We start from the raw sequence: 19,120 nt of genomic DNA, 5'->3' as shown, positions 1-19,120 counted from the left end.
TTGAGGTCACTCACGGAAGGCAGACCCGCCTCACCCCGGAAAGGAATCGCGGCGCCCCAGGAAGGCCAGCAGACGGGCGTCCGGGCCGGCGCGTTCCGGCACGGCGACCGGCGCGGCGAACCGCACCCCCCGGTCCTCCTCCGCGACCAGACAGCGGACGACCGGCAGCAGTTCGGCCGCGAGGGCGACCGGGACGGGCCGGGACCGCCCGCAGGCCTGGGCCACGTCCCAGCCGTGCACGGCGATCTCGACGGCGCCCACGGCGGCCATCACCCGCACGTCCAGCGGCCGTTCACCGACGAGGACCCGGTCCGGCGGGCCGGCGGACCAGGCGCCGAGCACCGCACGCGCGCGCGTGCGGAAGCCGCAGGCGCGGTCGGTGTGCGGCAACAGCCCGATCCGTCCGCCCGTGAGCCCCTCGTACAGCGCGTCCAGCGAGTCGTCGAGGTGCCCGAGCAGTTGCTCCAGGTCCCACGCGGCACACGGTGTGCGCCGCTGCAGACCGGCGTCGCCCACCTCGGCGACGCTCCCCCACGCGTAGGCGAGCGAACGCTCCAGCAGCTCCCCGGGGTTCACGACAGCACCGGGGACAGGCCGAAGCGGGCGAACAGCGCCGGTTCCAGGAAGGCCGTGATCCGCGCGACCTCGTCACCCTCGACGGTGAGCACCTGCACGGAGTGCGCGCGCAGCACACCGTCCGCGCCCCGCTCGTACATCGCGACGGCCGGCTGTCCGTTGGCCCGGATCGACACCATCCGCAACTGCCCCGGCTCGCGCACCCGCGCCGCGAAGAACCGCAGCGCGTCCTTCTTCCCGCTGAACCACTCCAGGTGGGGCGGCATCTCCAGCTCGACGCCGTCCTGGAGGAGCGCGAGCAGGGCGTCCAGGTCGGCGTTCTCGAAGGCGGCCATGTAGCGGTCGAGCACCTCGCGGTCGGCGGCGCCCCCGGGCTCGACGACGAGTTCCTCGTCCGGGGCCACCTCGTCGAGCCGGGCACGCGCGCGCTGGAGGGTGCTCTTCACCGCGGCCGTGGAGGTGCCGAGCATCGAGGCGACCTCCGGCGCCCGCCAGGCCAGCACGTCCCGCAGGATGAGCACGGCCCGCTGCCGGGCCGGCAGGTGCTGGAGCGCGGCGACCAGCGCGAGCCGCAGACTCCCGCGGGCCGCCACGACGGCCGCGGGGTCCACGAGCGCGTCCGGAAGCGGCTGGAGCCACGGAACGTCCGTCGCGGAGGCCCTCAGCGGCTCCTCAGGGGCCTCGGACGGCCCGCCGAGCCCCGAGGGCAGCGGACGCCGCGCGCGGCTCTCCAGCGCCGTCAGACACGTGTTGGTGGCGATCCGGTGCAGCCAGGTCCGCAAGGACGCCCGGCCCTCGTAGCCGTCGTAGGACCGCCAGGCCCGCAGATAGGTCTCCTGCACGAGGTCCTCGGCCTCGTCCAGCGAGCCCAGCATCCGGTAGCAGTGCGCCAACAGCTCCCGCCGGTACGGGTCCGTCAGCCGTACGAACTCATCGTGGTCCTCGTGGTCCTCGTGCTCCGACGTCGTCGCGGTCATGGTGCTCCCTCCGTCACCGATACAGACCGGCGGGGAGGCGAAAAGGCATCGGCCGGTCCCGGAGGGATCCGGGACCGGCCGACGTGATCCGTCGTTCGCGAGGGCTTCCTAGAGGTCGACTTCCTTCATCAGCATGCCGACCTCGGTGTTGGACAGCCGCCGCAGCCAGCCCGACTTCTGGTCGCCCAGGGTGATCGGACCGAAGGCGACGCGCACCAGCTTGTCGACCGGGAAGCCGGCCTCCGCCAGCATGCGCCGGACAATGTGCTTGCGGCCCTCGTGGAGGGTGACCTCGACCAGGTAGTTCTTGCCGGTCTGCTCCACGACCCGGAAGTGGTCCGCGCGCGCGTAGCCGTCCTCCAGCTGGATGCCGTCCTTGAGCTGCTTGCCCAGGTCCCGCGGGATCGGGCCCACGATGTGCGCGAGGTAGACCTTCTTCACACCGTACTTGGGGTGGGTCAGCCGGTGCGCCAGCTCGCCGTGGTTGGTGAGGAGGATGACGCCCTCGGTCTCGGTGTCGAGCCGCCCCACGTGGAAGAGCCGCGTCTCACGGTTGGTGACGTAGTCCCCGAGGCACTGCCGGCCCTCGGTGTCCTCCATCGTCGAGACGACACCGGCGGGCTTGTTCAGCGAGAAGAACTGGTACGACTGCGTCGCCACGGTCAGGCCGTCGACCTTGACCTCGTCCTTCTCCGGGTCGACGCGCTTGCCCTGCTCCAGGACGATCTCGCCGTTGACCTCGACCCGCGCCTGCTCGATCAGCTCCTCGCAGGCCCGCCGGGAGCCGTAGCCGGCGCGCGCGAGGATCTTCTGCAGCCGCTCGCCCTCCTGCTCGGCGCCGGGGAAGGTCTTGGGCGGCTTGACGTCCTTCTTGCCCGCGTACCGGTCGCGGTTGCGCTCCTCGGCCCGGGCCTCGTACTCACGGGAGGTGCCGGGAGCCGTACGGCCACGGCGCTGCTGCTGGGACTGCTTGGGCCCGCCCTTGGCCCCGCCCCGCGCGGCACCGCCACGCCCCGCCTTCGGCCCGTCCGGGGAGGCGCCGGGCCCTACGTCGTAGCGCCGCTCCTCCGGGCGCGGCTTCTTCGGCCGGCCGCCCTGCTTGTCGTCCCGGTCGTTCCCGGCGCCGCGGTGGTTACCGCGGCCACCGCTGCTCCCGCCGCGGCCGCCGCTGTTGCCACCACGGCTCCCGCCGTTGTTTCCGCTGCTGTTCCTGCCGCTACTGCTTCGCATCAAAGTTCCGTCTAGTCGTCTGTCCGGTGTGCGTCCGGCGCGTCAGGCGCGTCCGGATCGAACGACGGGACGCCTTCCTGGGTCTCGGCCTCGATCGCCTCCGCCTCCGGGAGGAAGGGCGCGAGCTCCGGGAGCTCGTCCAGACCGCGCAGGCCCATCCGCTCCAGAAAGTAGTTCGTCGTCGTGTACAGGATCGCACCTGTTTCGGGTTCCGTGCCCGCCTCCTGGACCAGACCGCGCTGGAGGAGGGTGCGCATCACGCCGTCGCAGTTCACTCCGCGCACCGCGGAGACCCGGCTGCGGCTGACCGGCTGGCGGTAGGCGACGACCGCGAGCGTCTCCAGCGCGGCCTGGGTGAGCCGGGCCTGCTGGCCGTCCAGGACGAAGCCCTCGACGGCCGCCGCGTACTCGGGACGGCTGTAGAAACGCCAGCCCCCCGCGATCAGCCGCAGCTCGAAGCCGCGTCCCTGCACGGTGTACTCGTCGGCCAGCTCGCGCAGCGCGTCCGCGATCCGCCGCTTGGGCCGTTGCAGGATCTTCGAGAGGTGCTCCTCGGTCGCGGGCTCGTCCACGACCATGAGCACGGCCTCCAGGGCCGGCTTGAGATCGAGGTCGGCGACGGTACGCAGCCCGGCCGGGACCTCGGTGCTCTCCTCGCTCACGCCTTCTTCTCCTTGGCTTCGTCCTGGGGCACCTCGGGCGGCCGGTCGAACTCGTCCGTGACCGTCGGCGTCTCCTCCCCGTCCCCGCCCGTCCACCGCACGAGCAGGTCCCCGAGGGCGGTCTCCTGGTCCAGGGCCACGGCCTTCTCGCGGTACAGCTCCAGCAGCGCCAGGAAGCGCGCTACGACGGTGAGGGTGTCGTCGGTGTCCTCGACCAGCGTCCGGAAGCTGGCCTCGCCGAGCTCCTTCAGCCGCGCGACCACGATGCCCGCCTGCTCCTGCACGCTGACCAGCGGCGCGTGGATGTGGTCGACGTACACCTGCGGTCGCGGCTTCGGCTGCATCGCCTTGACGGCGAGCTTCGCGAACCCCTCCGCCCCGATGCTGATGACCACCTCGGGCAGCAGCTCGGCGTGGTGCGGTTCCAGTCCGACGGTACGGGGGTAGCGCCGGGCCTCCTCGTCCAGCCGCCCGCTGAAGATCTCGGCGATCTGCTTGTACGCCCGGTACTGGAGCAGCCGCGCGAACAGCAGGTCCCGCGCTTCGAGCAGCGCCAGGTCGGCCTCGTCCTCGACCTCCGCGGCGGGCAGCAGCCGGGCGGCCTTGAGGTCGAGCAGCGTGGCGGCGACGACCAGGAACTCGGTCGTCTGGTCCAGATCCCAGTCCGGCCCCATCGCCCTGATGTGCGCCATGAACTCGTCGGTCACCTTCGACAGCGCGACCTCGGTGACGTCCAGCTTGTGCTTGGAGATCAACTGGAGCAGCAGATCGAAGGGGCCCTCGAAGTTGGCCAGCCGCACCTTGAAGACACCGTCGGGCGTTTCGTCGGGCGCGGCGGACGGTTCCACGGGACCGTCGACGGTCTCACCGACGTCAGGCCGGGACTCGACCTCAGCCCTGGACTCGACCTCAGGTACCGGCTCGGGCACCGGCGCGACCTCGGGCACGGGTTCGCTCTCCGGCTCAACCCGCGGAGCGCCCGGCCCCCGCCCCAGCGCACGCCGACGACCGGCTGCTGAGCCGGAGGCGGTGGCGTCGTTCGAGGTCATGGCCCTCGCAGGCTACCGCTACCGCCCGCGCAGTCGTCGTACGAGAATGCTCGCGTCCCCACGGGACTCCAGATCGGCCAGCACGACGGCGACCGCCTCGCGGACGATCCGCCCCCGGTCCACGGCGAGTCCGTGCTCGCCGCGCAGGACCAGACGCGCGTGCTCCAGGTCCATGAGCTCCTCGGCGGAGACGTAGACCGTGATCTTCTCGTCGTGGCGTTCGCGCCCACTGGGCCGGCGCGAGGGGCTCCGCCCGCGTTTGCGGGGCTGGGCGTTGGCGGAGGCAGAACCTTCCTGCGCCCCCTGCCGCCGCCCCGAGCGGTCTCCTCCGGCCCCGCGGCTGCGGGACTCACCGGTGTCGGCCGGCTCGGGCTCCGCGGCCACGTGCTCCGCGCCCTCGCCGTCACCGCCCTGGGCGGGCACCGACTGCGGCGCGTCCTCCGGCGACGGGGCCGCGGCCCCGTCGGACTCCCCCGCGGGCGCCGGCACCCGGGCCTCGCCGTTGGCCGGGCGCCGGGGAGTGGACGGCTGGAGCGCCATTCCCCCTGTCGTACGGAACAGTTCGTCGGCCCCCGGCAGACTCACTCGGCGTGACACCGGGCGAGCACCTCCCTGGCGAGCTGGCGGTAGGCGGCGGCGCCGACGGAGTTGGAGGCGTACGTGGTGATCGGCTCTCCGGCGACCGTGGTCTCCGGGAAGCGGACCGTGCGCCCGATGACCGTGTGGTAGACGTGGTCGTCGAACGCCTCGACGACCCGCGCGAGCACCTCACGGCTGTGCACGGTGCGCGAGTCGTACATCGTGGCGAGGATCCCGTCGAGCTCCAGCTCGGGGTTGAGCCGCTCCTGGACCTTCTCGATGGTCTCCGTCAGCAGCGCGACACCACGCAGCGCGAAGAACTCGCACTCCAGTGGCACTATCACCTTGTGCGCGGCCGTCAGGGCGTTCACCGTGAGCAGGCCGAGCGAGGGCTGACAGTCGATCACGATGTAGTCGTAGTCGGCCATGAGCGGCTTCAGGGCGCGCTGGAGCGTCGACTCGCGCGCGACCTCGGAGACCAGCTGGACCTCCGCCGCGGACAGGTCGATGTTGCTCGGCAGCAGGTCCATGTTGGGGACCGCGGTCTTCAGCAGGACCTCGTCGGCCGCCATGCCCCGCTCCATGAGCAGGTTGTAGACGGTGAGGTCGAGCTCCATCGGGTTGACACCGAGACCCACCGACAGCGCGCCCTGCGGGTCGAAGTCCACGAGCAGCACCCGACGGCCGTACTCCGCGAGCGCGGCACCCAGGTTGATGGTCGACGTCGTCTTGCCCACGCCGCCCTTCTGGTTGCACATCGCGATGATCTTCGCGGGTCCGTGATCGGTCAGCGGACCCGGGATCGGGAAGTACGGCAGCGGCCGGCCCGTCGGGCCGATGCGCTCCCGGCGCTGACGGGCAGCGTCGGGCGCGAGCGTGGCCGCGTACTCGGGGTCGGGCTCGTACTCGGCGTCGGGGTCGTAGAAGTGCCCCTCGGGCAGTTCGTCGTAGTCGGCGAAGTGGTTGTGGGGCGCGCCACTTCCGTCGCCGGCCATGGCGTTCACGTGATGGCCATCCATGCTGTGGTGTGTCCGAGTCGCCTGCGGACTCTGGTGGGCTGCGAAGGTGCGCACCGCGACGGAGCCGACAGCCTCGAACCCCGCGGGACCCTGGGCCCCTGCAGGCGTTCCTGGTTGACCACCCCCGGGAGAAAATGTCGACTCATTCACAAGTCGTCTTACCTCCTTGGTGACCAGGAAACTTCTAGACAGGTCAGCGTGGCACCATGCCGACGGTTGGCGACTCTATGGCGTGTCGGGCGTCCGCAGCAACACAATCCGCCGGACCCGGCAGGATGTGTCGGCAATGAAACATCCCTCTGTCAAGGGCGTACGGCCGTCGCACGGTGGGTTTCGCCGGTGTACGAATCGGTTGAAGAGTTACGTTCGAGGCGAGTTGACCTAGAGCCGCAAAGTGACCATACACACACCTGACCGGACCTTGTCGGGCAAGGTCCGGCCGGGTGCGCGGGGTTGACGACCTGTGTTGACGTATCGACCTTTACCAAAAGGAGACTTAACGTCGACGGTCAGCCGAGCAGCGACTCCAGCTCGACGTGCTCCAGGCCGTGCGCCTGGGCGACCTCCCGGTAAACCACCTTGCCGTCATGGGTGTTGAGACCCCTGGCCAGCGCGGGATCCCGGCGCAGCGCCTCCACCCAGCCGCGGTCCGCGAGTTCCACGATGTACGGCAGCGTGGCGTTGGTGAGGGCGTAGGTGGAGGTGTTGGGCACCGCGCCGGGCATGTTGGCGACGCAGTAGAAGACCGAGTCGTGGACCGCGAAGGTCGGCTCCGCGTGGGTCGTGGGCCGTGAGTCCTCGAAGCAGCCACCCTGGTCGATCGCGATGTCGACAAGGACACTTCCCGGCTTCATCCGGGACACCAGCTCGTTGGTGACCAGCTTCGGGGCCTTGGCGCCCGGGATGAGCACCGCACCGATGACGAGGTCGGCGTCCAGGACCGCCTTCTCCAGCTCGAAGGCGTTGGACATGATCGCCCGGACCTTGGTGCCGAACACCTTGTCCGCCTCGCGCAGCTTGTTGATGTCGCGGTCGAGCAGCGTGACGTGGAAGCCCATACCGACGGCGATCTGTGTGGCGTTCCAGCCGGAGACACCGCCGCCGATGACGACGGCCTTCGCGGGCTGGGTGCCGGGGACACCGCCGGGGAGCACACCGCGGCCGCCGGCCGAGCGCATCAGGTGGTAGGCGCCGACCTGCGGGGCGAGCCGGCCCGCGACCTCGGACATGGGGGCGAGCAGCGGGAGCGCGCGGCTGGGCAGCTCGACCGTCTCGTAGGCGATCGCGGTGGTGCCGGACTCGACGAGCGCGTCGGTGCACTCCTTGGAGGCGGCCAGGTGCAGGTAGGTGAAGAGCGTCTGGTCCTTGCGGAGGCGGTGGTACTCCTCGGCGATGGGCTCCTTGACCTTCAGCAGCAGGTCGGCGGTGGCCCACACCTCGTCGGCGGTGTCCAGGATCCGGGCGCCCTCACGGACGTACTCCTCGTCGGGGATCGAGGAGCCGACGCCGGCGCCGCGCTCGATGACGACCTGATGGCCGTGGCGCACCAGCTCGTGCACACCGGCGGGGGTGATGGCCACCCGGAACTCGTTGTTCTTGACCTCGCGGGGGATGCCGACCTTCACGTCGATCACGGTCCTTGGCTCAGAGAGTGTGGTGGGGCAATACAACACATACCCAGGCATGCGAGGGCACACCAGGAGACACCGCAGGAGAAGGTGCGGCAGAGCCAGTCTAATGAAGGTGTTCCCGCTGTCTAGCCTTTCATTGCCTCAATCTTCAGCGGATGTACTACGGATTTCGCAGGCGTTAGCGTCGTGTTCCGGCAGATCGGGGGTCTCCGGCTGAGTCTCCGGCTCCGGTTCCGCCCCGGAAAGCTCCTCGCCCAGCAGCCGTTCGGCCGTCCCCCGGTGCAGTGCCGCCGCCGTGGGATCGCCGAGGTGGTCCAGCGTGTCGGCGAGCCGCAGCTGGAGCGCCGCCTGGAGGCGTACGTCCTCGGCGCGGCGGGCCCACTCCACGGCCTCCTGGCAGGTGCGCAGCGACTCCTCGGGCCGGCCGGCGTACTCCTGGACGCGCGCGAGCTCGCTCAACGCCCGCGCGTGGGAGGCGACATCGCCGTTCTTGCGGTGCCCGGCGGCCGCGGCCCGCCAGTTCCTGAGGGCCTCGCCGTAACGGCCCGCGTAGGTGTGCGCGGCCGCGATCCGGCCGTAGAGCCGGGCGGCGTCGGCGCGCTCGTCCCGGGCCAGCCGCTGGGCCAGGGCGCGCCCGAACCAGTCGGCGGCCCGGTCGTAGTCCCCGGTCTCCAGATGGGCACCGCCTACGGATTCCATCGCGCGGCCGGTCGCATACGGGTCGTTCGCCTCGCGCCCGGCGTCCAGCGCCGCCCGGTACCGCGCCAGCGCGTCCTGGGTCCGGCCGGTGCGGGCGTCCAGGTCGGCGAGGTTCAGCAGGGCGGCGGCCTTCTCGCGGGGCAGGCCGCGCCGCTCGGCGACGTCGAGGACGAGCCGGTGGATGCCGTACAGGTCGGGGGCGGCCGCCTGGGTGCCGAAGTGGGCCACCATCGCCCGCACGAGCTGGGACATCAGGCGCCGGGCGAGGGTGTCCAGCTCGCCGTCGGCGACCGCGAGGCGGGCCGCGGCGAGCAGGGCGGGCCTGCGGACGCTCAGCCATTCGGCGGCCGCCCGGGGGTTCGGGAAGCGCAGGGCCTGGGGCATGGCCAGGAGCTTCTGGCGGGCCTCGGGGCTGTCGGTCTCGGTGATCGCCCGGCAGGACTGGAGCAGCCGCAGGGTCCGCTCCAGCATGCGGGCGCGGGCCAGCTGGAGTTCGGCGGGGCGGTCCTGGCTCTCGGCGAGGGCCTTCAGCAGGGGGTGCAGGCAGCCGGGGACCTCGTACTGCGGCAGCGGCGAGTCCACCGCGTGCAGCAGGCCGAGGGCGACGAAGTCGTCCAGCGTGGTGCGGGCGCCGCTGACCGAGCAGCCGGCGAGCGCGGAGGCGGTCTGCGGGTCGACCAGGCCGGCCGGGGCGAGGGAGAGCAGGCGCAGTATCCGGGCGGCCGGGGTCGGCAGGGCGGCGTAGACGAACCGGAAGACCCGGCTGAGCGGGGTGCCCTCGTCGCCCTCGGCGCGCAGCTGCTTGGCCAGGTCGGAGACGGCCGCCTTGGGGCGGGCGGCGAGCCAGCCCCCGGCCAGCATCAGCGCGGCGGGCTGGCCCTGGCACTCCTCGGCCAGGCCCTCGGCGGCACGGGGGTCGACGGTGATGCGGACCGACCCGGTGTGCCGGGACAGCAGGTCCACCGCGGACTTGGTGTCCAGGCCGCCCAGGGTGCAGGGCCGGACGTCGGAGATCCCGGTGAGCGGGCCCCCGGAGACGGCGACGACCAGGCACTCGGGGGTGTCCGGCAGCAGGGCGTCGACCTGCTCGGCGGTGGCCGCGTCGTCGAGCAGGATCAGCATCCGGCGATCGGCGAGGGCCTCGCGGAGCGTCTCGGTGAGGTCGTCCTCGTCCGCCCCCGCCGGCGCCGACACGTCGAGAGCGGTGAGCAGTTCACGGGCCGCGCGCTCCACCGGCACGGGTGTGCCGTCCGGCTCACCGAGACGGGCCCGGAGCACCCCGTCCCGGTAACGGTCCGCGACCTGCCGTACGAGTTCCTCGGCGAGCGCCGTGCGCCCCGAACCGGGCTTCCCCGCGATGAGCAGCACGCGTGCGCGGGGGGCTTTGCGGCCGGCGAGGGTGTCCAGACCGGCCCGTTCGATGTCGGCCCGGAGTTCTTTCAACTCCCTTGTACGGCCCAGGAATCGACTCTCCGCAGCAGCGTCTCCCGACAGCCGAACGCCGCCTGTGTCCACCGCCTGATCCGTCACGGGCACACTCCCGTCCCACCACACGCGCAAAGCCCCACCGGGACTCCGGCTCGGGCACTTTCAGAGCCTAGTTCACGCTCTGCAACGTTCCTGGTGGAGCACGGCGATAACGGGACGAGACTCCCTCGATCGGATCAACGGATCATAGGATCGCCGGTTCCGGTTGCGCCCCGTTAGGGGCGCGGGGCTGTATCAATATGCGGCTCCGCCGCGTGGGCGCGACAAGCCACAACGGACCAGCACCCCGCAACGAACCGGCACCCCAACGACGCGCCCCGTCACACCTCGAACGGCCGCGCCGGCCACTCCGCATCCGCCACACGCAACCCGTCCAACCCGCCGGAGGCCCTCGCCGCCACCAGCGAAAGCACCCCCACCACCAGGCAGTTGTTGTGCAGCTCACCGGCGAGCACACCCCGGGTCAGCTCATCCACCGGCACCCGCGCGTACTCCAGATCCGTCTCCTCGTCCTCGACCTCGAACCGCTCCCCCTCGGCCTCGGACAGATTCCGAGCGAGGAAGATCCGCACGGCCTCGTCACACCCACCCGGCGTCGTGTAGACATCCGTCAGCACCCGCCAGTCCTCCGCCTTGACGTGCGCCTCCTCGTACAGCTCCCGCTGCGCGGCGTGCAGCGGGTTCTCCCCGGGCACGTCGAGCAGCCCGGCCGGGATCTCCCACAGCTTCTGCCGTACGGGGTGGCGGTACTGCCGGATGAGCAGCACCCGGTCCTCCTCGTCGAGGGCGAGGACGGCCACGGAGCCGGGGTGGACCTGGTAGTCGCGCTTGACCACCGAGCCGTCGGGCATGACCACCTCGTCCGTGCGGACGGAGGTCTTGTTGCCCACGAAGGGGGTCTCCGTCGCCCGGATCTCCCACGCCTCGGGGGTGTCCTTGATCGTCATGCCCTCTCCTCCCACGTGCACAAAGAAGCCGGGACGCCCGCCTTTTGAATGCGCGCGCCCCGGCCACCGTACAACTGTCGTGCTACTGGGAAATCTTCCGCTCGACCGAGGCCTTCACCAGCCCGGCGAACAACGGGTGCGGGCGCGTCGGACGCGAGCGCAGCTCCGGGTGCGCCTGCGTGGCGACCAGGTAGGGGTGGACCTCGCGCGGGTACTCGACGTACTCGACGAGCTTGCCGTCCGGGGAGGTGCCGGAGAACAGGATGCCGGCCTTCTTCTCCAGCTCCGCGCGGTAGGCGTTGTTCACCTCGTAGCGGTGCCGGTGCCGCTCCTCGACGTACTCCTTGCCGTCGTAGACCTCACGGACGATGGAGCCCTCGGCGAGCTTGGCCGGGTACATGCCGAGCCGCATCGTGCCGCCCATGTCGCCCTCGCCGGCGACGATGTCGAGCTGCTCGGCCATGGTGGAGATCACCGGGTGGCCGGTGGCCGCGTCGAACTCGGTGGAGTTGGCGTCGGGGATGTCGGCGAGGTTGCGCGCGGCCTCGATCACGATGCACTGCAGGCCCAGGCAGAGGCCGAGCAGCGGGATCCGGTTCTCGCGGGCGTACTTGATCGCGCCGACCTTGCCGAGCACACCGCGGTCGCCGAAGCCGCCGGGGATGCAGATGCCGTCCACGTCACCGAGCTGCGCGGCGGCGCCGGCCGGGGTCTTGCAGTCGTCGGAGGTGACCCACTTGATCTTCACGCGGGCCTTGTTGGCGAAGCCGCCCGCGCGCAGCGCCTCGGTGACCGAGAGGTAGGCGTCGGGCAGGTCGATGTACTTGCCGACCAGGGCGAGGGTGATCTCGTGGTCGGGGTTGTGGACGCGGTCGAGCAGGTCGTCCCAGGTCCGCCAGTCCACGTCCCGGAACGGCAGGTCCAGCTTGCGGACGACGTAGGCGTCCAGGCCCTCGCCGTGCACGGTCTTGGGGATGTCGTAGATCGAGCGGGCGTCGGGGCAGGCGACCACGGCGGCCTCGTCGACGTCGCACATCAGCGAGATCTTCCGCTTGATCGCGGTGGGGACCTCGCGGTCGCAGCGCAGCACGATCGCGTCCGGCTGGATACCGATGTTGCGCAGAGCCGCAACCGAGTGCTGGGTCGGCTTCGTCTTCAGCTCTCCCGACGGGCCGATGTAGGGCAGGAGGGAAATGTGGACGACGAAGACGTTGTCGCGGCCGACCTCGTGACGGACCTGGCGGACCGTCTCCAGGAACGGCAGCGACTCGATGTCGCCGACCGTGCCGCCGACCTCGGTGATCACGACGTCGACCTCGTCGGTCGCCATGCGGCGGATGCGGTGCTTGATCTCGTTGGTGATGTGCGGGATGACCTGGACGGTGTCGCCGAGGTACTCCCCGCGCCGCTCCTTGGCGATCACCGTCGAGTAGACCTGACCGGTGGTGACGTTGGCGGAGCCGTCCAGGTCACGGTCGAGGAAACGCTCGTAGTGGCCGATGTCCAGGTCGGTCTCGGCGCCGTCGTTGGTGACGAACACCTCACCGTGCTGGAAGGGGTTCATCGTGCCCGGGTCGACGTTCAGGTACGGGTCGAGCTTCTGCATCACGACGCGCAGGCCCCGCGCCTTGAGCAGCATGCCGAGGCTGGAGGCCGTCAGGCCCTTGCCGAGCGAGGAGGCGACACCCCCGGTGACGAAGATGTGCTTGGTCGTCGTAGCTGTGCCCGATCGATAAGAGGGCGTCGGCATGGCCAAGAGGGGGCTCCCGTGGTCGCGATCTGGAGTGCGGGGCGGCTGCCGACCGGAGTTTTCCGGGGGTGCCGTCGCTGCGGTTCGGGGGTTTCGTGCCCACCGGTCCACGGGCTACCAGGGTATCAGCGACCGGACGAGATGGCTTCCGGCCACGCTCCGCACACGACTCGACACGAAGCCGCACGAACACACGTCTTTCTCACCCGGTGCTCACCCGTTCGGCTCATTCGCGTTGTCCGGAGCGGCACGCAGATCATCTACGTGCGTCGTATCCTGCTCGGACACTCGCTGCCGAGCCCGGCCGGGAACACGGCATCACCCCCGCCCGTAATCACCGGAACAACGAGAGCTCGTCAGTTCGTTGAGCAACAGTTGCCGTTTTGCCTCACAGCGGCATGACTGTTTTGCTTCACCGCTCAACGACGCATTACAACGACCCCCTTGACCGCACCAAGCGACAGCCCCCTGCTTGCAGGGGGTGACGTGGCCGTTCGACTGGAGTTGCACGTGGCCGGGCGCATCGAAGACTACGCACTCATCGGAGACATGCAGACCGCTGCCCTGGTCTGCCGGGACGGCACGGTGGACTGGCTGTGCCTGCCCCGCTTCGACTCGCACGCCATCTTCGCCGGTCTGCTGGGCACGGAGGAACACGGCTTCTGGCGGCTCGGCCCGGCCCACGCGGCCGACGCCGAGCCGCCCACCGCCGCCCGGCGCAGCTACCGCGGCGACTCCCTGATCCTGGAGTCCGAGTGGGACACCCCGCGCGGCACGGTCCGGGTGATCGACTTCATGCCCCCGCGTGACGGCGCGCCGCAGCTCATCCGCATCGTGGAGGGCGTCTCCGGCCGCGTCCCGATGCGCTCGGCCCTGCGGATGCGCTTCTCCTACGGCCGGGTCGTGCCGTGGGTCCACCGGCACGAGGGCCGTACGGTCGCCGTCGCGGGCCCGGACAGCGTGTGGTTCGACACAGAGGCGGAGACCTACGGCAAGTCGCTGACGACGTACTCCGACTTCACCGTCGCCCCGGGTGAGCGGATCGCGTTCACCATCTCCTGGGAGCCCTCGCACAAGCAGCCGCCGCCGCTGCCGGAGCCGGAGCAGTCGCTGGAGGCCACGGAGGACTTCTGGCGGGAGTGGGTCGAGCACTGCACGTACCACGGCCCCTACCGCGAGGCCGTCATCCGCTCGCTGATCACCCTCAAGGCCCTGACCTACGCCCCGACGGGCGGCATCGTCGCCGCGCCGACGACCTCCCTGCCGGAGGACATCGGCGGCGTCCGCAACTGGGACTACCGCTACACCTGGCTGCGCGACGCGGCGATCACCCTCTCCTCGCTGCTGCGCACCGGCTACCGCGAGGAGGCCCGCGCCTGGCGCGAGTGGCTGCTCAGGGCGGTCGCCGGCGACCCGGAGAACCTCCAGATCATGTACGGCATCGCGGGCGAACGCGAGCTGGGCGAGGCCGAGCTGGACTGGCTGCCCGGCTTCGAGGACTCCGCCCCGGTCCGCGTCGGCAACGGCGCCGCGCACCAGCTCCAGCTGGACGTCTACGGCGAGGTCACCGAGGCTCTGCACCTGGCCCACATGACGGGCCTGGCCCGCAACGACTACGCCTCCCTGCTCCAGCTCAAGCTGATCCGCTACCTGGAGCAGCACTGGGACGAGCCGGACGAGGGCATCTGGGAGGTGCGCGGCCCGCGCCGCCACTTCGTGCACTCCAAGGTGATGGCCTGGGTGGCCGTGGACCGTACGATCAAGCTCATCGAGTCCGGTGACGCGGACGGCCCGCTGGAGAAGTGGCGCGAACTGCGCGACGACATCCACCGGGACGTCTGTGAGAAGGGTTACGACAAGGAGCGCAACACCTTCACGCAGTCGTACGGCTCGAAGGAGCTGGACGCCTCCCTGCTGCTGATCCCGCAGATGGGCTTCCTGCCCCCGGACGACAAGCGCGTGATCGGCACGATCGAGGCGATCCAGCGCGAGCTGTCCACGGCGGACGGCTTCATCCTGCGCTACCCGACCTCCGGCGCGGACGAGGGCGTCGACGGGCTCCCCGGCGACGAGGGCGCCTTCCTGGCCTGCTCGTTCTGGATGGCGGACGACCTGGCGATGATCGGCCGCGTGGACGAGGCCCGCAAGCTGTTCGAGAAGCTGCTGTCCCTGCGCAACGACCTCGGTCTGCTGGCCGAGGAGTGGGACCCGCACCTGCAGCGCCAGGTCGGCAACTTCCCGCAGGCTTTCAGCCATGTTCCGCTCATCGACACCGCGCTGAGGCTGACGGCTTCGGGAGCCTACGGCGGCTGACGCCGTCCCCTCCGGACGGAGGGGACGGACCGTGCCCGTGCGTCCGGGAAGCAAGCGATTGCTCCCCCGGACGCGCGCGAGCCGTGGGGGGTCACGCGGAGGCGGTCCTCAGCCCGGTGCGAGGGCCGTCAGCGTCCGCTCTCCGCCCGGGTCGCCGGCCGTGGCCGGGACGAGCGCGATCTCGTCGAGCCCGGCCTCGGCGTAGACCGCGATCCGGGCCCGTACCGTGTCGAGGTCGCCGACCAGGCCGACCGCGGAGGCGGCCTCCTCGGGCAGCGTCCGGACCAGGGTCTCCCGGTCGGCGCCGGACGCGGCCAGCTCGACCGCCTCGCCGAGACCGGCCTCGACGAACACCTCGCGGTAGCCCGCCACGGTCAGGTATCCGGCGATGCTGCCCAGGACCTGGTCGAGGGTCTCCGGTGCCGGGTCGACGGCCGCGGGCAGCCAGGCGGCCAGCGTGGGCGGGGTACGGCCCGCCTTGTCGGCCGCCGCGAGCAGCCTGGCGCGCAGGTCGCGCACCTGCTGGGGGGAGACCACGTCGAGCAGCATCCGGTCGGCGTGTGCCGCGGCCGTGGCGATCGCCCGGTCACCGAAGGCCGCCACGGTGAGAAGACCGCCGGGCGGCGGGAGGCGGCGGCGGAACGGGCTGCCGGGGACGACCGGTTCGCCCGGGGTCGCCCGCAGGAGCCCGCGCAGGGCCGCCGCGCTCTGCTCCAGCGTGGCCGCGGGCCGCTCCCGGGGCCGCTCGTGCACGCCCTCGACGACCCGCTTGCTGGAGGTGCCCAGCGCCACCCCGACCGGCCGTCCCACGACGGCAGCGGCGCCCGCGGCCCCCCGGGCGATCGTGTACGGGTCACGCACGTTCACCGGCACCGGACCCGCGGTCAACGCCGCCTGCCCGGTGGCCTGTCCGATGGCGGTGGCCAGGACGAAGGAGTCCCAGGTCGGCCCCTCGCCCACCCACACCTCCCGGTACCCGAGCCGGTCGGCGAGCACCCCCACCCGCAACGGCTCGTCGATCGGACTGTCGTCCTCCCGCCCCACGGCGACCACGCTGATGTCCATGGCGGGGCCGCTACCCGGCCGCGCGCCCCTCAACCCCCACACCTGCGCGGCAGCGGCTCCGGAACCGCGGATGTCGCTGGGCGGGCCGCGCGGGTAGCGTCCGCTGCATGGACAGCCGCACGGATCACCGTTTCGACAGCCGGGGCGCCGGGATCACCGTGCAGCGGGCGCTGGAGCTGCCCGGGCTGCGCAGCGGGCTCCCGGAGGTCCTCGCGGGCGCCGACCGGCTGCACCGGACCGTGCGCTGGGTGCACGCGGGCGAGGTGCCGCACATCGCCTCGCTGCTCAAGGGCGGCGAACTGCTGCTGACCACGGGCTACGGCCTCGGCACCCGGCCCGCCGAGCAGCGGGCCTTCGTGCGCACCCTGGCCGAGCGGGGCATCGCGGCCCTGGTCGTGGAGCTGGGCCCGCGCTTCACGCGGCTGCCGGCCGCCCTGGTCGACACGGCCCGCTCGGCCGGTCTGCCGCTGGTCCAGCTGCACCGCGAGGTGCCCTTCGTCACGGTCACCGAGGAGATCCACACCGAGATCGTCAACGGCCACTACGCACTGCTCCAGCAGGCGGAGGAGGTGCACGGCCAGTGCACCCGGGCGCTGCTGGACGGCGGCGGAGTGCCCCAGGTCCTCGGGATCCTGGCCGACTTCAGCGGCAATCCGGTCTTCCTGGAGACGACGGACGGACGGCTGCTGTACGCCGCCGGGGCCGGGCCCGAGGGCGCGGATCCGCTCCAGGTGTGGGAGGGGCTGCGCGGCCGGCACAAGGACGCCCCCACGGCCGGCTCGGTCCTGGTGGACGTGCCCGGCGGCGGGCCGGGGACGGGCTCGGTGCGCGCCCGGCTCGTCCTGCTCCCCGTGCGCGCGCCGCTCGCCCCCGTGCACCGGATGGCCGCCGAGCGGGCCGCGGGCATCCTGGCCGTGGTCCTGATGCAGGCCCGCCAGGAGGAGGAGTTGGCCGCGCGCGGACGCGGCGACTTCCTGACCGACCTCGCGGAGGGCCGTATCGCCGCCGAGGACGCGCCCGCGCAGGCGCGCGTGCTCGGTTTCAAACCGGGCGCCGATCCGCTGCTGCCGGTGGTCATGCGGCTCGGCGACACGTTCGCCCCCGGCGGGGGCTGGGCGGTCCTGGCGCGCGCGGTCGCGGAGGAGCTGGCGTCCGTGGGCGTACCGGTCCTGCTGGGGGTACGGCCGGTCGAGGGCCGTGTTCCCGTTCTGCTGGGCCTGCGGTCGGAGTCGGAGCGGTCGGCGGTCGCGGACCGGGTCGCGGCGGCGCTGAGGGCGGGGGTGGAGCGGGCCGGGATGCAACGGCCGGGCGGCCGGCCGCCGGTGGTGGTCGTCGGGGTCGCGGGCGGCTGGGCGGCGGCCTCGGCGGGCCTGCGGCACGCGGCGGAGACGGCCGCGGCGGCCCAGGGGCTGTCCGACCGGCCGTGGTACGACGCCCGCCGCCTGGACATCGACCTGCTGCTGTGGCGGCTGCGCGACCACCCGGATCTGGCGGCCTTCGTGGACCGCGCCATCGGGCCGGTCCAGGACCACGACGACCGCTCCAAGCCGCCTCTGCTGCCCACGCTGGAGACGTATCTGGCGCACGCGGGCCGCAAGGCGGAGACGGCCCGCGAACTCCACCTCAACCGGCAGACGCTCTACAACCGGCTCGCCCGCATCGGGGAGTTGCTGGGCACGGACCTCGACGACCCGCAGACGGTGCTGGCCTTGAGCCTGGCGCTGCGGGCCCGCAGGCTGGTGCCCTGATCAAGGGAGGTCTCAGACCAGGGGCCGTAGCTGGGTCAACTCGTCGTAGACGCTGAGCACTTGGGCGACGGTCTCGTCCTCGGTCGGCCAGCCGGCCGCCTGTCGGACGCCCTTGTCCCGAAGCTCCTCCTGGCGTCCGGGGTCGCCGAGCAGCCGGACCACGGCGGCGGCGAACGCCTCGGAGTCCCCGGAGGGCACGAGTTCGGCGGCGTCCCCGACGAGTTCGGGGATGCCGCCGCCCCCGGTGGCGACGAGCGGCACGCGCGCGTGAAGGGCCTCCTGGGCGAGCACGGACCGCGACTCGCCGCCGCTCGGCAGCAGGGCGAGGTCGGCGGCGGTCAGCAGCTCGGAGGCGTCCTCCCGCCGCCCCAGGAGCCGGACCGGCAGCCCCTCCTCCTCGATCCGGCGCTGGAGTTCGGCGCGCAACGGCCCCTCCCCCGCGACGGCCACCAGCGGCACCGGATCCAGGCGGCGCCACGAGCGCGCGGCGTCCAGCAGCATGTCGTAGCCCCGATGCCGGTCGAGGGAGCCGACGGCCATCAGCAACGGGCGTCCGGTGGCCCCGAGTTCGGCCCGCACCTTGGCCCGCAGCCGGTCGGGGTCCTCCGCCTCGACGGTCGCGCGGGGGCCGGGCAGGGCGACGGCGGCGAGCCGCGCGTCCCGCGCTCCCGTGCGGCGGGCCCGGTCCACGAGGGCCGAGGTGGTGCCGAGGACCACGGCCGCGGTCCTGACCACCCTCCGCTCCAGCAGGCGCAGGAAATGGGCGCGCGCCCCCTCGGCGTACGCCCGGTCGTGCCAGGTGACGATCAGCGGGGTACGGCGTCCGCTGAGCGCGAGCACGGCGCGGAAGGAGGCGTGCAGTCCGTGCGCGTGCACCAGGTCGGCGTTGGTGCACGCCATCCGCAGCGCTGCCACCGAGGCGGGGTCGCTGCTGCGTGGCACGTGCACGTGCTCGGCGCCGGCCCCGGTGAAGTCGTAGGCGCGATCCGCCTCGGCGGGGGCGCACACCGTGACCCGCACGCCCCGTGCGACCAGACCCGAGGTCAGGGAGCGCACGTGCGCGCTGCTGCCGGCGTTGCCGCCGCCCAGCACCTGCACGGTGCGCAGCGACGACTGGCCGTGCGGTGAGTGGCTGCTCACGGGGGTCACGTGGCCGGGGCTCCTGGTTCGGCGTCGGGCGGTCACGAGGAAACGTACAGAAGGTGTCGAGCGGAGGGGTGTACCGCGCGCTTCCTACGCGTACTGCGTTCTGTGCCAAGGATGCCAGCACGTACGGGTGTTCCGGGAACGCCGGGGGTCCGGCGACCGGTCGAAACGCCACGACGGGCCACCCACACGAGTGAGGGAAGGCGCCATTCCGCACAGCTGTACCCACACCGGCGGACCC

Annotated in this window: 15 protein-coding genes; 2 read left to right on the top strand and 13 right to left on the bottom strand. The window is 72.0% G+C overall.

The window, feature by feature from the left end; genetic code table 11:
• Window positions 1–30: 30 nt before the first annotated feature.
• From K4B79_RS26610 to K4B79_RS26560, 11 genes are all read right to left on the bottom strand, one after another.
• Window positions 31–576, bottom strand: coding sequence for a TIGR03086 family metal-binding protein (locus K4B79_RS26610; RefSeq protein WP_232029456.1), 546 nt, complete (start codon window positions 574–576; stop codon window positions 31–33).
• Entirely contained in the window at window positions 573–1,553 is a 981-nt protein-coding gene (locus K4B79_RS26605; protein ID WP_232029455.1) for a sigma-70 family RNA polymerase sigma factor, read from the bottom strand. The genes K4B79_RS26610 and K4B79_RS26605 overlap by 4 nt, the downstream gene beginning before the upstream one ends.
• 108 nt (window positions 1,554–1,661) lie before the next feature.
• Window positions 1,662–2,783 (bottom strand): pseudouridine synthase, encoded by a 1,122-nt coding sequence (locus tag K4B79_RS26600; protein ID WP_232029454.1) that lies wholly within the window; start codon window positions 2,781–2,783, stop codon window positions 1,662–1,664.
• An 11-nt stretch (window positions 2,784–2,794) separates the two neighbouring features.
• Window positions 2,795–3,445: an SMC-Scp complex subunit ScpB gene (gene scpB / locus K4B79_RS26595; protein ID WP_232029453.1), complete on the bottom strand. Its 651-nt coding sequence runs from the start codon at window positions 3,443–3,445 to the stop codon at window positions 2,795–2,797.
• On the bottom strand, window positions 3,442–4,494 hold the full coding sequence (locus K4B79_RS26590) for a segregation and condensation protein A (RefSeq protein ID WP_232029452.1): 1,053 nt from the start codon (window positions 4,492–4,494) through the stop codon (window positions 3,442–3,444). The genes scpB and K4B79_RS26590 overlap by 4 nt, the downstream gene beginning before the upstream one ends.
• An 18-nt stretch (window positions 4,495–4,512) precedes the next feature.
• Complete coding sequence (locus tag K4B79_RS26585; RefSeq protein WP_232029451.1) at window positions 4,513–5,091, bottom strand: hypothetical protein; 579 nt, start codon at window positions 5,089–5,091, stop codon at window positions 4,513–4,515.
• Window positions 5,076–6,092, bottom strand: a complete 1,017-nt coding sequence (locus K4B79_RS26580) for a ParA family protein (RefSeq protein ID WP_016434573.1) — start codon at window positions 6,090–6,092, stop codon at window positions 5,076–5,078. Before K4B79_RS26580 ends, K4B79_RS26585 begins: the two co-directional genes overlap by 16 nt.
• A gap of 509 nt (window positions 6,093–6,601) precedes the next feature.
• Window positions 6,602–7,717, bottom strand: a complete 1,116-nt coding sequence (ald, locus tag K4B79_RS26575; RefSeq protein ID WP_232029879.1) for an alanine dehydrogenase — start codon at window positions 7,715–7,717, stop codon at window positions 6,602–6,604.
• Between the two features lie 147 nt (window positions 7,718–7,864).
• Window positions 7,865–9,952, bottom strand: coding sequence for a tetratricopeptide repeat protein (locus K4B79_RS26570; protein WP_232029449.1), 2,088 nt, complete (start codon window positions 9,950–9,952; stop codon window positions 7,865–7,867).
• Window positions 9,953–10,230: 278 nt separating this feature from the next.
• Window positions 10,231–10,857, bottom strand: coding sequence for an NUDIX domain-containing protein (locus K4B79_RS26565; protein ID WP_232029448.1), 627 nt, complete (start codon window positions 10,855–10,857; stop codon window positions 10,231–10,233).
• 82 nt (window positions 10,858–10,939) lie between these two features.
• Window positions 10,940–12,607, bottom strand: coding sequence for a CTP synthase (locus K4B79_RS26560; protein ID WP_232029447.1), 1,668 nt, complete (start codon window positions 12,605–12,607; stop codon window positions 10,940–10,942).
• Between the two features lie 510 nt (window positions 12,608–13,117).
• On the opposite strand from K4B79_RS26560, the gene K4B79_RS26555 reads away from it, so the two are divergent.
• Entirely contained in the window at window positions 13,118–14,920 is a 1,803-nt protein-coding gene (locus tag K4B79_RS26555; RefSeq protein WP_232029878.1) for a glycoside hydrolase family 15 protein, read from the top strand.
• Between the two features lie 108 nt (window positions 14,921–15,028).
• On the opposite strand, the gene K4B79_RS26550 is transcribed toward K4B79_RS26555, so the two are convergent.
• Window positions 15,029–15,985 carry an LLM class F420-dependent oxidoreductase gene (locus K4B79_RS26550; protein ID WP_232029446.1) on the bottom strand — a complete coding sequence of 319 codons (957 nt, stop codon included), beginning with the start codon at window positions 15,983–15,985 and terminating at the stop codon, window positions 15,029–15,031.
• A gap of 107 nt (window positions 15,986–16,092) precedes the next feature.
• Here K4B79_RS26550 and K4B79_RS26545 point away from each other — a divergent pair, with 107 nt between their 5' ends.
• Window positions 16,093–17,733, top strand: a complete 1,641-nt coding sequence (locus K4B79_RS26545) for a PucR family transcriptional regulator (RefSeq protein ID WP_232029445.1) — start codon at window positions 16,093–16,095, stop codon at window positions 17,731–17,733.
• A 12-nt stretch (window positions 17,734–17,745) separates the two neighbouring features.
• Here K4B79_RS26545 and K4B79_RS26540 read toward each other — a convergent pair whose 3' ends face one another.
• Window positions 17,746–18,882, bottom strand: a complete 1,137-nt coding sequence (locus K4B79_RS26540; protein WP_232029444.1) for a glycosyltransferase family 4 protein — start codon at window positions 18,880–18,882, stop codon at window positions 17,746–17,748.
• Window positions 18,883–19,120 lie beyond the last annotated feature (238 nt).

Origin of the sequence: Streptomyces lincolnensis, assembly GCF_021173675.1 — a bacterium.
Taxonomy (GTDB): domain Bacteria; phylum Actinomycetota; class Actinomycetes; order Streptomycetales; family Streptomycetaceae; genus Streptomyces; species Streptomyces lincolnensis_B.
Note: the sequence above shows the minus strand (reverse complement) of the source record. Positions and strands in the feature narration are given on the sequence as shown.

What these genes read in the sequence shown, in the direction of transcription:
- K4B79_RS26605 (WP_232029455.1), bottom strand. Translation starts at nt 1,553, where the DNA reads ATGACCGCGACGACGTCGGAGCACGAGGACCACGAGGACCACGATGAG.
- K4B79_RS26590 (WP_232029452.1), bottom strand. Translation starts at nt 4,494, where the DNA reads ATGACCTCGAACGACGCCACCGCCTCCGGCTCAGCAGCCGGTCGTCGG.
- K4B79_RS26580 (WP_016434573.1), bottom strand. Translation starts at nt 6,092, where the DNA reads ATGGATGGCCATCACGTGAACGCCATGGCCGGCGACGGAAGTGGCGCG.
- K4B79_RS26600 (WP_232029454.1), bottom strand. Translation starts at nt 2,783, where the DNA reads ATGCGAAGCAGTAGCGGCAGGAACAGCAGCGGAAACAACGGCGGGAGC.
- K4B79_RS26550 (WP_232029446.1), bottom strand. Translation starts at nt 15,985, where the DNA reads ATGGACATCAGCGTGGTCGCCGTGGGGCGGGAGGACGACAGTCCGATC.
- K4B79_RS26565 (WP_232029448.1), bottom strand. Translation starts at nt 10,857, where the DNA reads ATGACGATCAAGGACACCCCCGAGGCGTGGGAGATCCGGGCGACGGAG.
- K4B79_RS26560 (WP_232029447.1), bottom strand. Translation starts at nt 12,607, where the DNA reads ATGCCGACGCCCTCTTATCGATCGGGCACAGCTACGACGACCAAGCAC.
- K4B79_RS26545 (WP_232029445.1), top strand. Translation starts at nt 16,093, where the DNA reads ATGGACAGCCGCACGGATCACCGTTTCGACAGCCGGGGCGCCGGGATC.